The organism is Alteromonas sp. ABH4_453 (assembly GCF_056160665.1).
Genome location: NZ_JBSWXP010000004.1, coordinates 44,210 through 58,389 on the forward strand (window position 1 = coordinate 44,210; position 14,180 = coordinate 58,389).

Annotated in this window: 12 protein-coding genes; 9 read left to right on the plus strand and 3 right to left on the minus strand. The window is 44.8% G+C overall.

Features of this window, described 5'->3' with window-relative positions:
• Positions 1-149: 149 nt before the first annotated feature.
• Positions 150-752: a TIGR04211 family SH3 domain-containing protein gene (locus tag ACXAGV_RS08980; RefSeq protein ID WP_474872959.1), complete on the minus strand. Its 603-nt coding sequence runs from the start codon at positions 750-752 to the stop codon at positions 150-152.
• Between the two features lie 172 nt (positions 753-924).
• Here ACXAGV_RS08980 and ACXAGV_RS08985 point away from each other — a divergent pair, with 172 nt between their 5' ends.
• Both ACXAGV_RS08985 and ACXAGV_RS08990 read left to right on the plus strand, forming a co-directional pair.
• The gene (locus ACXAGV_RS08985; RefSeq protein ID WP_474872960.1) at positions 925-2,430 is read left to right on the plus strand and encodes a CYTH domain-containing protein; all 1,506 of its coding nucleotides are present in this window, start codon (positions 925-927) and stop codon (positions 2,428-2,430) included.
• A 59-nt stretch (positions 2,431-2,489) separates the two neighbouring features.
• Positions 2,490-3,563 (plus strand): helix-turn-helix domain-containing protein, encoded by a 1,074-nt coding sequence (locus ACXAGV_RS08990; protein WP_474872961.1) that lies wholly within the window; start codon positions 2,490-2,492, stop codon positions 3,561-3,563.
• 63 nt (positions 3,564-3,626) lie between these two features.
• Here the strand turns inward: ACXAGV_RS08990 and mutH are convergent, their stop codons facing one another.
• Entirely contained in the window at positions 3,627-4,304 is a 678-nt protein-coding gene (gene mutH / locus ACXAGV_RS08995; RefSeq protein ID WP_474872962.1) for a DNA mismatch repair endonuclease MutH, read from the minus strand.
• Positions 4,305-4,416: 112 nt separating this feature from the next.
• Between mutH and rppH the strand changes: the two genes are divergently transcribed.
• From rppH to ACXAGV_RS09030, 7 genes are all read left to right on the plus strand, one after another.
• Positions 4,417-4,959, plus strand: coding sequence for an RNA pyrophosphohydrolase (gene rppH / locus ACXAGV_RS09000; protein WP_474873246.1), 543 nt, complete (start codon positions 4,417-4,419; stop codon positions 4,957-4,959).
• Positions 4,960-5,094: 135 nt separating this feature from the next.
• Positions 5,095-7,386, plus strand: coding sequence for a phosphoenolpyruvate--protein phosphotransferase (gene ptsP / locus ACXAGV_RS09005; RefSeq protein WP_474873247.1), 2,292 nt, complete (start codon positions 5,095-5,097; stop codon positions 7,384-7,386).
• 3 nt (positions 7,387-7,389) lie between these two features.
• The gene (locus ACXAGV_RS09010) at positions 7,390-8,196 is read left to right on the plus strand and encodes a sulfite exporter TauE/SafE family protein (protein ID WP_474872963.1); all 807 of its coding nucleotides are present in this window, start codon (positions 7,390-7,392) and stop codon (positions 8,194-8,196) included.
• 4 nt (positions 8,197-8,200) lie between these two features.
• Entirely contained in the window at positions 8,201-9,013 is an 813-nt protein-coding gene (gene lgt / locus ACXAGV_RS09015; RefSeq protein ID WP_474872964.1) for a prolipoprotein diacylglyceryl transferase, read from the plus strand.
• A gap of 8 nt (positions 9,014-9,021) precedes the next feature.
• On the plus strand, positions 9,022-9,855 hold the full coding sequence (locus ACXAGV_RS09020) for a thymidylate synthase (RefSeq protein WP_474872965.1): 834 nt from the start codon (positions 9,022-9,024) through the stop codon (positions 9,853-9,855).
• A 9-nt stretch (positions 9,856-9,864) separates the two neighbouring features.
• Positions 9,865-10,929, plus strand: coding sequence for a response regulator (locus tag ACXAGV_RS09025; RefSeq protein WP_474872966.1), 1,065 nt, complete (start codon positions 9,865-9,867; stop codon positions 10,927-10,929).
• On the plus strand, positions 10,926-11,900 hold the full coding sequence (locus tag ACXAGV_RS09030; protein WP_474872967.1) for a GGDEF domain-containing protein: 975 nt from the start codon (positions 10,926-10,928) through the stop codon (positions 11,898-11,900). The genes ACXAGV_RS09025 and ACXAGV_RS09030 overlap by 4 nt, the downstream gene beginning before the upstream one ends.
• Positions 11,901-11,913: 13 nt before the next feature.
• Here ACXAGV_RS09030 and ACXAGV_RS09035 read toward each other — a convergent pair whose 3' ends face one another.
• The gene (locus ACXAGV_RS09035; RefSeq protein WP_474872968.1) at positions 11,914-14,094 is read right to left on the minus strand and encodes a response regulator; all 2,181 of its coding nucleotides are present in this window, start codon (positions 14,092-14,094) and stop codon (positions 11,914-11,916) included.
• Positions 14,095-14,180 lie beyond the last annotated feature (86 nt).

Here is a 14,180-nt window from a genome sequence, read left to right on the forward strand (position 1 = left end):
AAACACGGTGGCGTGAGTTTGCTAATACACGAGTATTCTTAATTTGTTGCCTTTGTTGCGCTTGAGTGAAAGTGATTAACTAAAACATAAACGCCGATGTTTAACATCGGCGTTTATGTTTGCTTAGACACTTTTTAAAAATGCTAGCACTACATCCATTCGCTGTTTCTACGTTTGCGCTTAGGAAGGTAAGTGAGCATTACACCAAGCAATATTCCCACGCCTGCCACTATGCCACCGCGAGTAAACCAAGTAACAAGCTCATCTTTATTCGCGCTTTCAACCTTGGCGGTTAAGCGAATGATTTGAGATGCTTGTTCGTCGTTTGTAGTGGTAAGTTTAGACACCTTTTGACGAGCATCGTTAAGCTGCTGACGAAGTTTGGCATTTTCTGATTGTGCAGCTTGCAGAGCACTTTGGCTCTCAGCAAGCTTCTCACTAACAATAGGCAACTGCTCTGCTTGCGACATAGTATTAGACACAAACTTACTTTCAACCCAGCCTTTACGTCCTTCATCGTCGGTAATTTGCGTGAATTCAGCATCATTGTCGCGGGAAAGCACCGTTATAGGTGTACCAGCTTCAATTGAACCCAGAATGCGATAGTTACGACCAGGTCCAGTATGCATAAAGATAAACAAGTCATCTCTTATATAGTGCGAAGAAGACGCTTCTAAATCAGCGGTATCTTGTAGCGAAAATGCTTGAAAAGAGCATGCAATAAGGGCTGCTGCTAACCACTTTCGAATCATATGAAGTCCAATTTTAGAATTTAAAACGTGAAGATGGTATTGGTTGACCGCGATAAAGGCAAGTTTGTTCCATTTTTGTCTAATTTAAGCGACTTGTTTAACAGCAGCAACATTGCGAAAAGTGAGCGACAAAGGTAAGGTGTCAGCATCATAAGCTGTGCTTAGCGCAACCATGTCAGAAATAGAATTAAAATTTGTAACGGGTGACAATGCTCACCAGGCGTTTACCCAACGTGTACTCCCTCTTTTTGAAAAACACAATATCCAGGTTAACTCTCATCGTGAAATGCGCCTTGAGAATGACTATTACGATACAGATAAGCTCGATTTTCAAAACAATAAAATGGGCTTTCGTGTTCGAGGTAACAATGGTGAATACGAACAGACGCTAAAGACTAATGGCGTGGTCAGCGGTGGTCTTCACAAACGCATGGAATACAATGTGAGCCTTGATAATTCAAGGCCCGATCTAACGCTATTTGAAGCCAGCGCTTGGCCCCAGGATTGGGATGTGGCGGCAAAAAACACGCGGCTATCTAAACAGTTTAGCACTCACTTTACTCGAAATGCCTATGTGGTTAGTGTGGGTGAAAGTGTGGTTGAGATTGTTTTGGACTGTGGCGAAGTAAGTACAGAAAAAGCCAGCTCCCCAATCAACGAAATAGAGCTTGAGTTGATGTCAGGTAATATCAACAGTTTGTTTACGTTGGCTGTGCTAATAAACGACAACATGCCGGTACGCCTTAGTGATGTGTCAAAAGCGGCGCAGGGATATCAATTACTGCACGGCTTTAACGCTAAAGTTCGACACCTGCCGGATTTCCTTGCGCTTGAAGACACAACCACCACGGAAGAAGCATTTAGCCACGCGGTTCAAACTGCATTAGCGCATTGGCAGCACCACGAGCATGTGTTTTGCGAAAGTGGCTCAATAAAAATGCTCGCAGAAGTCGCCAAGAGTGTACGCTTGTTACTTCAAAGTGTGTCGCTTTACTTGCCGGTTCTGCAGTGCCCTGAGCTACTAGCCCTGCATAAAAAACTGGTCACCCATGCGCAAAAGTGGGGCTGGCAAGACGACTTACAAAGTTTACGTTACCTGCTCTCCAAAAAGAGCATGTTTAACAAAACACTCAGCAAACATCATGCGGTTGTAAGTTACCTGCAAGGACGACAAACAGGCTTAATGCAGGCTCATGAGCCCGAAAAGCTGTTTTTCGATAACGACGCTACAGACATTAAACTCCACGCCATAAGCCTTATTCAGAACAAGCCTTGGCAAAAGGTAGCTACGGGATTTGATCACCCTGTACTTGACCATGCAAAAGGATGGTTATCGCAAGGGTGGCAAACCGTGCAGCAGAGTATGCCCCTCAGTAAAACCATGGGGCCAGCTAATTACAGTGCAGTGGAAATAATGCTAAGACAAACCCTGTGGAGTGGTTTTTTACTTGGTGACCTGTTTGTTGAAGAGCGAGGTAACTTTCGTGCGCCTTGGTTAGACTTACTTACCGGCATTGATGAATTAAACGCATTGCTTATGCTGAAGCAATCAATAGACGATGCGGAAGTTGATTCTCACGATGAGGTGCGCAAATGGACAGCAGAAAAACTCAGCACGCTCATTAGAATTATGGAGCGAACACGCACTGTGGCTATGCAACGTGAAATCTATTGGTAAGCCATGTCACTAGATGCGTATTGCGTTAGCAAATTTTATTTCAAGGAAGAAGGGTGTTAATGACTTCAAACTACTATGACTACTTTCTTTATTCTTTATTGGCCGTCTACTTGTTCTGTTTTGCGCGCCTGTTTGTTCAGAAATTTAATTTAGGCAGTATGCGTTGGCTAGTAGGGGCGTTTATTTGCTGGCCTATTTTTATGCTGGATGAATGGTTGCGAATAGCACATGCGACGTCATTGGCAGCTTTGTATGGTTTGTCAGATGTGTTTGCTGTTGTTGCTATAACCTGTTGTTATCGTGCCATAAAACCTATGTTACTCGCGCACCCCACCGCAAGAAAACGATTGTGGTGGCCTACAGTGGTGACGGCGTGTTTTCAGTGTACCGTTTTGCTTATTCCAGTAGATGATAAACAACAATGGCTTTCAGCTTCACCGACTGGCGAGCCTTTGTTGCTATGGCCTGCTTATTTTGCCTCACTGTTAACCGGTTTCAGCGTATTGCTGATTGGCATTCTTATCACCGAGCATATTCAAATGTATCACAGGCATTTGCCTGAGCAGGCCGTAGACATTAAAAACTTAAAAATGCCTAGGCTTGCCGGTGTAATGGGAAGCATGGTTGGTGTAGCCTTCATGAGTATTCTACTTGTTACCGCCGCGACATTTGGCTTTTTCCCCGTTTCCTTCTGGGAAAGCTTGCATCATTTAATGATTGGCTGTGCGCTGTTGGTCGTTCTGTTTTCATTAACCTTTATTCGCCGCACTGCACCATCACCCCTTGACTACGAACGACTAGATGAAGGTAAGGCGACGCCTTACGAAATAAGCAGTATAATTTCTAAAGCTGAGCGCTATACCATTGAATCGAAAGCTTACAAAACCCGTTTCCTTACGCTTGATGATTTTTGCCAAGGCGCTGATATTGACTCCACATCGCTGGCCATAGCTTTGCAGCTTACTGACAAGAAGAACTTTAGGCGGTTTATTTTTCACTACCGATTGGAATACGCAAAAAACGTACTGCTTCGCAGTGACGCTAAGCTTGAAGCCGTGGCAAAACGCATGGGCATAAATTCAGAAAAGTTTTTGAGTGAGTATTTGGTCAAGCACTTAAATTCTCGCTCTTAAAAATAACAGAGATGTTTTACCGGGTGCTTACGCCTGTGAACTACCAACATGATTCATCAACCTTCACCCACCAAATGCATTGCGCAGTATTTGATGGGTGAAGGTTTTGCGCAAATAAAAGCCTCTAGGACGAGTTTTAATACGTTGGCCCTCTGGTCCTAATGCATCGGTAAGCACTTTGCCATTAGCCGCTTTGGGGCGAACATGAAGTGCTTCACCTTGTCGAGAGGTAATAAATTCCACCTGTCCCGTAGCGATTTGTTCTACCAATTCTTCCCAATCGTTTCTGAGAATTGCGTTTTCATCCTCATTTGGACGCCAATAAAACCCGGTCGCCACACGCCTGTGTGCTAACGGAATGGCTCTGTCGCCTTCTATGGGTAACCATAGTACTTGCTGTAGCTTGTTCCGAACATTTGAGGTTTCCCACGTAATCCCCGGCGCCATTAAAAGCGGCGCAAAACAAACATACGTGGTTTCTAATGGTGAAAAGTTAGCATCGATTGGGATGGTTTTAAGTTCTATGCCTAACTCGGGGAAGTCCTGCTGTGGCTTTGAACCTGCGCTTGCGCCAAGCCATTTTTCAATAAGCATGCCTGGCCACCCTTTGTGGCGTTGTAAATTGGCAGGGATGGCAACATTGGCCATGTCCGCCAGTTCTCCTAAGGTTAAACCTGCAATGGCGTGACATCGTGCCAAAAGACTGTTTGGCGAAGATGGAGGCGATGAAGGAGGTTGCATAAAGGTGGTTAATTTCCTGTTTGAAAGCGAAGGCGAACATTAAGACTATGATTGGAGCATAGTTTGTGGAAGAATGAAAACATATACAAGTATAGTGTGCCCGGGAGTCTATGTGATAGATGCCGATGGATTCCGTGCGAATGTGGGCATAGTGATTTGCAACAAAATGGGTCAAATATTTTGGGCAAGACGTTATGGTCAACATTCATGGCAGTTCCCTCAAGGCGGAATTGATGAAGGGGAATCTGCTGAACAAGCTATGTACCGCGAGCTTCACGAAGAAGTAGGGCTGACACCGAAAGATGTCACCATTTTAAGTGTTACCCGTAACTGGCTTAGATATAAGCTACCAAAGCGATTAATTCGACAAGGCAGCAACCCTGTTTGTATAGGGCAAAAACAAAAGTGGTTCTTGTTGCAGCTAGATTGCAACGAGCGCGACGTTAATGTGCTAAAAACAGGCCATCCTGAATTTGATGACTGGAGGTGGGTAAGCTACTGGTATCCCATTAGAAATGTTGTATCGTTTAAACGAGATGTATACAGACGAGTTATGAAAGAGTTCTCGCCGGTAGTTATGTCTGTGCAACATCGACCTCAGCAGCGCCCAAATGCAGCCCCGCACAAGCGTGGTAAAAAGCGCAGGCGCGGTTAAGCCGCTAATTGGAAAAGTTTGTAAGGTAGCAGAGATGTTAAAGGTGTCAAAGGTGGCGATGTGCAACACTAAACGACGAGCAAACTGTGATTACTTAAGGATAAGCCAGTGAGCCCTCAGAGCCAGCAAGGCGCAATGTTAACGACATTAAAACGTATCGTGCAGGAAATGAATCAAATTCCTGCACTTGATACCGCTTTGTTTAAGCTGGCTACAGGTGTAAAGCAAACCCTTAGCGTTGACTCCTGTTCTATTTACCTTGCCGATTACGACGCGCAAGAATTCATTCTTAAAGCCACCGACGGCCTTCATCCCGATGCAGTAGAACAAGTTCGTATCGGTTTTTCGGAGGGGCTTATCGGTTTAGTTGGTCAACGTGAAGAACCGCTTAATATCGTAAACGCGCACAACCACCCTAGATTCAAACACTATCCCGAAGTAAAAGAAGAAAAGTATAATGCTTTCTTAGGTACGCCCATTATCAACCAAAGGCGTGTATTAGGTGTTATCACACTTCAGCAATCTCAGATGCGACGCTTTAGCGAAGATGAAGAGGCGTTTTTAGTTACCCTTGCTGCACAGCTTGCGTTAGAGATCACTAATGCTGACATACGCGGCGCATTGACGTTATCAAACTCCACCGACAACATTGCTCGGCAAAAAAATGTGCGTGGTATCGCTGGCTCACCGGGTTTGGCTATAGGTAAAGGGGTCTCCCCCGATAAGTCTATTAACCTCAAAAACTGGGTAGTAAAACGCACACAGTCGCCGCAAGATCAAATTCAGCTTTACCGCAAAGGTGTTGAGGTAACAAGGGGGCATGTTGACGCCCTGTCTCAGCGATTGGATGACGGAATCCCCGATGACGTTAAATCCATTTTCCAGCTGTACCATCACCTATTAGATGCCAATAGTCTTGGGCGCGAAGTAGAAGAAAAAATTCGCCAAGGTTGGGATGCTGCATCGTCGTTGAAAATGGTTGTAGAAAGCTATGCCGCGCGCTTTCAGGCAATGGAAGACCCTTACATGCAAGAGCGTGCTATTGACATTGTCGATTTATCAGACCGTATCCTAGCCAATATTTTGTATGAGGCGAATGGACAAAAAGTTTCTGAGCAGGTTATTACTGAGGCCAGTATTTTAGTCGCTGATGAAGTGTCAGCCCCCATGCTTGCTGAGTTTCCGCGAGATAAGCTCAAAGGCATTATCTCCATTCGTGGCTCGAATAACTCTCATGCAGCAATCTTGGCAAGGGCCATGGGCGTACCCGCCGTAATGGGCTGTCAAAATGTCACCCCAGCGCTACTTGAAGATAAAGAGATTCTGCTTGATGGTTATTCGGGCGAAGTCATTATTTCGCCAGAACGTAACATTAAGACCGAATTTATTCAGCTTATTGAAGAAGAGTCAGCGATTGCGGATAAAATCGACGCTGAGGCTGATAAACCTTGCGAGAGCATAGATGGCTGTAAAATGTCACTATTTATCAACGCAGGCCTTTCTGCTGAAGTGGAACTTAACGCTGAACAAATTGGAGCTGGCGTTGGATTGTATCGCACAGAAATTCCGTTCATGCTGCGCGAGCGTTTTCCATCAGAGCAAGAGCAAGTACTGTTGTACCGTCAAGTGCTTGAAGCGGCACCTTCGTTACCCATCACCATGCGTACACTCGATGTGGGGGGCGATAAACCACTGCCTTATTTCCCAATTAATGAAGAAAACCCGTTTTTAGGGTGGCGTGGCATACGTCTTACACTTGACCATCCAGAAATATTCTTGGTTCAGGTTCGCGCTATGCTTCGGGCAAGCGTAGGGCTAAGCAACCTTCAGATTATGCTGCCTATGATATCTACGGTATCTGAAGTACAGGAATCTAAGCGCCTTATTAATCAGGCGTTTTATGAGATATCTGACGAGATTGCAGAGTCTGGACAAAGCCTGATTAAGCCAAAACTGGGTATTATGCTTGAAGTGCCGTCGGTACTTTATCAGCTACCTCAATTGGCCAAGCACGTCGATTTCTTTTCAGTGGGCAGTAATGACTTAACCCAATATCTATTGGCGGTGGATAGAAATAACACGCGAGTGGCAGGGCTTTATAATAGCTATCATCCTGCCGTTTTAGGGGCGCTTTACGATGTAGTTCAAAAAGCCAATCAAAGCCAAGTGCCAGTGACTATTTGCGGTGAAATTGCGGGTGAGCCTGCTGGCGCTTTATTGTTGATGGGCATGGGCTATCGCCGATTAAGCATGAACGGCTTTAACTTAAGAAAAATAAACTGGCTTATTAGAAAAGTCACGCTGGATGAATGCAAACAGCTACTATCATTGGCACTCACCTCTGTAAGCCAAGAAGAAGTTTTTGTGCACTTGAATCAATATCTTGAAACTAAGGGCCTAGGAGGCCTTATCCGAGCAGGTGCTTAAAAAGTGGACCCATTTGTAGTAATTATTGTTAGCTGTTTGATGTTGGGCGCTGTGGTTGGAATGCTGGCGGGTATGTTAGGTATTGGGGGCGGTTTAATTATCGTACCTGCGCTATCATACTTACTGATTCATTTTCTGGGCATGACTACCGAAACAGTTATGCCTGTCGCTATCGCCACTTCTCTATCGACCATTATTTTCACTGGCATGTCGTCGGCTTTAGCGCATTACAAACTGGGTAATATTCAGCGTCATATTGTGCTTTATACAGGGTTAGGGATTGCATTTGGCGCAATTGCCGGTGCCCAGGTGGCAAGTCATATCTCGGGCGAATTGCTCAAAGATGTGTTCGCTGTACTAGTTATCTTGATAGCCCTACAGATGATTTTTGGTAAACAAAAAGCATCTGAAAATGAAGCGTCCAAAGGTTCGTTAGCCGCTGTTGGTGGCGGAGCAGGCATGCTAAGTGCGCTAATGGGAATTGGCGGTGGCGCATTACTTGTACCCGCTTTAGTGTGGTTTCGTGTTAATGTACGCGCGGCTATAGGTTGCGCCGCTTTTTGCGGGCTGGTTATTGCCGTTTTTGGTACCACCAGTTTTGTTATCGCTGGGTGGGGTGAGATAGATGTACCAGAATACAGTATGGGTTATGTTTATCTGCCTGCGACAGCTGGTATTGTTGCAACCTCTATGTTTACCGCAAACATAGGGGCTAAGCTTGGACAGCGAGTAAATGTACGCGTGTTGAAAGCGATGTTGGCATGCTTACTTGTTTTAGTAAGTATTAGAATGATTTTAGGAATTGAATAAAATAATGGAACAGAGCAGTTATCTGGTATTTCCCAGTATCGACCCCGTTATCTTCAGTGTCGGTCCGTTAAGTGTCCGCTGGTACGGCTTAATGTATTTGGTGGGTTTTATTGCCGCATACTTGCTGGCACAAAAGCGTCTTTCACAGACTAACTGGAGCCGTGAGCAGCTAAGCGATCTGCTTTTTTGGAGCTTTGTTGGCGTGATTTTGGGCGGCCGCATAGGCTATGTGCTTTTCTACCAGTTTGGCATGTTCTTAGATGATCCTTTGTATCTGTTTAAAATTTGGGCAGGTGGGATGTCTTTCCATGGAGGCTTGTTAGGGGTATTAGTAGCCCTGTTTTGGCGCGCGAAGTGTATGAATACCACCTTCCTTCGTTTAGGGGATTTCGTTGCACCACTGGTGCCCATTGGCTTAGGTGCAGGCAGAATTGGCAATTTTCTGAATGCCGAGCTTTGGGGACGCACCACGGACGTACCTTGGGCCGTCATTTTCCCTAACGCTGGTCATGTTCCTCGTCACCCGTCTCAGCTATACGAATTTGCTCTTGAGGGCGTGTTGCTCTTTATTATCCTATGGCTTTATTCTGCCAAGAAGCGCCCGGTAGGGGCAGTCAGTGGCTTGTTCTTACTTGGCTATGGAAGCTTCCGATTTATCGTTGAGTATTTCAGAGAACCCGACGCACATATTGGCTTATATCAAATGGGCCTAAGCCAGGGGCAACTTCTTTGTTTACCTATGATAGCTTTAGGAATAGGATTAATAGTCCGCGCTTATATGCGCGGAAAAGACCGTGTTGAACAACAAAAAATATAAGAATAACGATGAAAGAATATCTCGCATTAATGCGCCATGTACGTGATACGGGTGTGAAAAAGGAAGATCGAACTGGTACAGGTACATTAAGTGTATTCGGCTATCAGATGCGGTTTAATTTACAGGAAGGTTTCCCTTTGGTGACAACAAAGAAATGTCACTTAAAATCAATTATTCACGAACTACTTTGGTTCTTAAAAGGCGAAACAAATATTGCCTATTTAAAAGAACATGGCGTAAAAATTTGGGATGAATGGGCTACCGATGAAGGCGAGCTTGGTCCGGTTTATGGTCATCAGTGGCGAAGTTGGGATCGCGGTGACGGTACCTCGGTTGACCAAATTGCCGAAGTGGTAGAGCAAATTAAAAATAACCCTGATTCACGTCGTCTCATCGTTAGCGGCTGGAACCCTGCGGTACTGCCTGATACTAGCTATTCACCTAAAGAAAATGCGGCAATGGGCAAGCAGGCGCTTCCTCCATGCCATACGCTTTTCCAGTTTTACGTTTTAGAAGGAAAGCTAAGCTGCCAGCTTTACCAGCGTAGCGGTGATATCTTTCTTGGCGTTCCGTTTAACATTGCAAGCTACGCACTGCTTACCATGATGATTGCACAAGTATGTGACCTAGAGCCAGGTGATTTCATCCATACTTTAGGTGACGCGCACTTGTATTCAAATCACCTTGAACAGGTAGAACTTCAGCTTAGTCGTGAACCGTTTGCCCGTCCAACGATGGAAATTAATCCTGAGGTGAAAGATATCTTCGGATTTTCCTTCGACGACTTTACGCTTAAAAATTACCAGTCACATCCACACATTAAAGCCCCTGTTGCCATATAAGGAGTTACCATGAGTACTCCTATATTAATATGCGACGACTCAGGTTTCGCAAGGCGTCAGATGGCGCGCAGTTTACCTGATGGCTGGGACGTGGATATTTCGTTTGCCGAGAATGGTGAGCAAGCCCTCGCGCTTGTTCGCGAAGGCAAAGGCGATGTGGTGTTCCTCGATTTAAACATGCCGGTAATGGACGGTTACCAAACCATGGAGGCTATCCGTCAGCAGGACCTACCGTGTTTAGTGGTAGTGGTCTCTGGAGATGTCCAATCACAAGCGCGAGAAAAAATGCTTGCCCTTGGGGCTTTGGATTTCATTCGAAAGCCTATTGATAACGAAAAGCTTATTCACATCTTAGCCTCTTATGGTATTTACAGCGGGGAGAAACACTCTTCTGGTACGCGGTTGCAAAAAGTCCAGAATGAGCCGGGTAAAGCTCAACCCAATGGTCAAACAAGTAAAGAAGATCAATTAGACGCATGCCGTGAAATGGTGAATATAGCCATGGGACGTGCTGGAGAAAATCTTGCTGCGTTGCTAGGCGAGTTTATTGACTTACCCATACCAAACGTAAACTTAATTGAAAGCAATGAACTGTCCATGGCAATTGCTGAGATTAATCGTAGCGACAGTGTTTCAGCGGTTTCGAAAGGGTTTATTAGCGAAGGGATAAGCGGTGAGGCTCTGGTTATCTTTAATGATACTAACTCACAGAATATTGTGGAGTTATTAAAATATCCCCCATCTGCATCTTCAGATAAGCTCGCTCTTGAGGCACTAATGGATGTTTCAAACATTCTCATAGGCGCTTGTTTGAACGGTTTGTCAGAGCAGCTTAGTGTTGCCTTCAGCCATACGCATCCTGTTTTGCTAGGGCAGCATCAAGGGTTATCAACCCTATTGAGCGATAATGTGCAGCGCTGGGGAAAGTTGATGGCCATTGAAATTGGCTACGCGATCAAATCAAAGGATATCGCTTTTGACCTATTACTGCTGTTTCCTGGTGATGCAATGAATCACATTTACGCCAGATTGTTCGATGACGGCGCAGTAACACAGGACCAGGAAAGCCTATGAATGTTTCAACTGATATGAGCAATGCTGGTGCGCTTATTGACTCATCATACGTACCTGCTGAGTTACTTGATTCAATCGAAGTTGGGATCGCAGTACTAGATCGCAATTTCAACGTGCAAGTATGGAACAAATTTCTAGAGAACCATGGTGCCAAGAAAGCTGAATCTATTATTGGAGACCGCTTGTTCACCCACTTTCCTGAAATAGAAGAAAGGTGGCTTAGAACCAAAGTTGACCCTGTATTTAATTTAAAAAGCCCAGTGTTTATCATTTGGGAGCAGCGACCTTATTTATTTAAATTCGATTGTAACCGCCCGGTAACTTGCGCTGCTGATTTTATGTACCAAAACGTGACAATGTTCCCAATTGTGGATCAGAGTGGCCATGTAGAGCGGTTCTGTATGTTAGTTTACGATGTAACTGAACAGGCGCTTGGTAAGCTTGGCATGGAACATCTAAACGAAGAATTGAAAACCGCAAGCCGAGTGGATGGTTTAACAGGGTTATTTAACCGCCGTTATTGGCAAGAACGCTTCGATGAAATGCACAAATTGTGTGTTCGGCGAGAAAAGCCTAGCACTGCCCTTATGCTGGATATCGACCACTTTAAGCGCATTAATGATACCTACGGTCACCAGGCAGGCGACAAGGTGATAAAAATGCTTGCCGCTTTGATCAAGCGTTGTGTGCGTGAGACTGACCTAGCGGGGCGCTATGGCGGTGAGGAGTTTGCCATTATTCTTAACGATTCATCTGTTGAAGATGCTCAAGCGGTAGCAGAGCGAATTCGACAGCTGGCACAGCGTTTGGTGGTTGATCACGATGGTGAGTCGATAACTTTTACCGTTAGTCTTGGCTTGGCGCAATTCTCGCCCGATTTTAAAGGTGCAATGGCATGGCTGGAGTGTGCTGACCAAGCCCTTTATAAAGCCAAAGAGGGTGGCCGAAACCAGTACTGCATTTACGCTTAAGCTTAGGGGCCTTCTACGTTAATGCAAGGCGTAGGGTGTTTCTGAGCTCTTGAAAAGTGACTGGCTTTACTAGGTGATAGCGAATGCCCGCTTGTAGGGAAGCCTCTTTGTCATTTCTGTGGGCGTTAGCGGTAAGCGCAATGATAGGAAGGTTAGGGTGCCCTTCTTTCATAATTTTTGCTACTTCTAAGCCGTTAATATCTGGCAGGTTAATGTCGAGCAACACGCAGTCAAAGGTGGTTTCGTTAGTCCGGCTAATGGCGTCGTCTCCGGTGTAGCTCACGGTCACATTGTGCCCCATACTCTGTAGCATGTACTCTACCATTTCTGCATTAATCGGTTCATCTTCAACAACCAAAACGTTGGCTTTGGCTAAATCTTTGATAATTTTAGCGTTGCTTGCTGTTAATTGATGAATGGCGTCGACAAACCGGTTTCTATCGATGGGTTTTACAAAGCTCTGGTATATGGGGAGCTCGCTGTTGGCGATTATATTTGCAATATCCGGTGTTGCCGATAATACGATGACCGGTGGCACTCGCTCTCCGTAGATGGCGCGTAGTGTTTTCACCAGTTCAAGTCCATTCATCCCAGGCATATATAAATCGGCAATAATGCCCGAGAATTGAAGCAGTTCTTCGTGAAGGTTCAAAAGGTTGGCGCCAGACGAAAATGTTCTTACGCTATACCCTTCTTTGGTAATAATGGACTGAAGGTGAAGCCTTGATATTTCTAAATCGTCGACAACCGCGAATTTGGCATTTGAAGGGTTAGATGACACCGATGGTGAATCTTCTAGGGGCTTAATAGGCAGTGATATTTTAAATTCCGAACCGACGCCGACAGTACTATTAACCTGAAGAGTACCGCCAAGTCTATCAATACTGCGCTTGGCTACTGATAAGCCAATTCCTGCACCTGGGTAGCGCTGACTTTGCGAATGTTCCCCTCGGTAAAAGCGCTCGAACATATGCTCCTGCGTATTATCATCAATGCCAATGCCGGTGTCATTAACGGTGATTACTAAGAATATTCGTTTATTTTTTACTAAGGTTGTGATGGTTACATCAATAAGCCCTGTAGAAGTAAACTTTACGGCGTTATCGAGAATATTCGTAACGACTTTAGAAAGAGTTATAGGGTCGGTTTCAGCATAGCTAGGTACGCTATGACTGCAATGCATGTTGAATTCAAGCTTTTTGTCTTTAACTCTAACCGAAAACGGTGAAATACACTCGTCTAACAGACCGATTAAATCTACATTCGAAAGCTGAAGGTCATCCTCTACGTGGTTATTGAGTATATCAGTAAGATTGTTTGTTAAATTTAGTAACCGGTAGCTGGATTGCTCAGCTTGCTGAATCAATCGAGTGCGCTGCCCTTCCAAATTAGGAATTAGCTCCAAGGCACTAATGATGGCGCTAATGGGGGCCCTAAATTCATGGCTGATAAGTTTCAAAAACTCTTTATTTTGCAAATCCGTCTCATCATCTGCGATTGCCAGTCTCAGTTTTGATTTATGTAGTTTTCGCAATGGTCTTTTGACTGAGCCTTTGTAAAAGAGCCATACAAAAAAGTACCAAAGCACCAAAATAATCACGCTCAATAGTGTGGTAAGCAATATTTTGTGTTGCTGTGACTGAATACGGTTCAACAGGGCGTTTTCTTCTGCTTGTAAGGCTTTTAAAAGCGGAAGCAGGCTAAAGCCATCTTTTTTAATATAGCGAACTTGCTCTGTGTGTGGGAGTTGAATAAGCGTGTGAAGCAGTACCAGCGTTGTTTTTGCTGTTTCTTTCGCCGAAGTGTTTCCTAGGCTGGTCGTTGCTTCCCTAAACGCAGTGTCAGAAAGGGCAGAAAGCGCCACGTAAACGCCACTTTCTTTCTGTATATGTTGCCGCAACCCTTGAAAAGCAATTTGTAACTCATACTCTAAAGCAGTGCGGATGCGGTTAGCGTCTTGATCATGAGTGTAGAGTTGGTGAATTCTATGCTCAGAGGTAAGCAGCCCGTCCCGGAGCTCGCTTTGTTGATTGAGCTTGGTAATAAAAGACTGTTGCTTGCTCATTAATACCAGCAAGATTGAAATAATAACGATGCCAAACAACAATGCCGTCGCATTCACTTTAGAAAAAGTAAATACTGTGGCGTTGCTCAATGTCTTCCGCTGTAGCTTAGTAGCATCGTTTGGACTCAACTTTCTTCCTTGCAAGTTAGTGTTAGTTGCCTTTTATAAAGGTAGGCAACTAAAGCTAACTTGCAAGGAAATGTCGTCAAATTAAT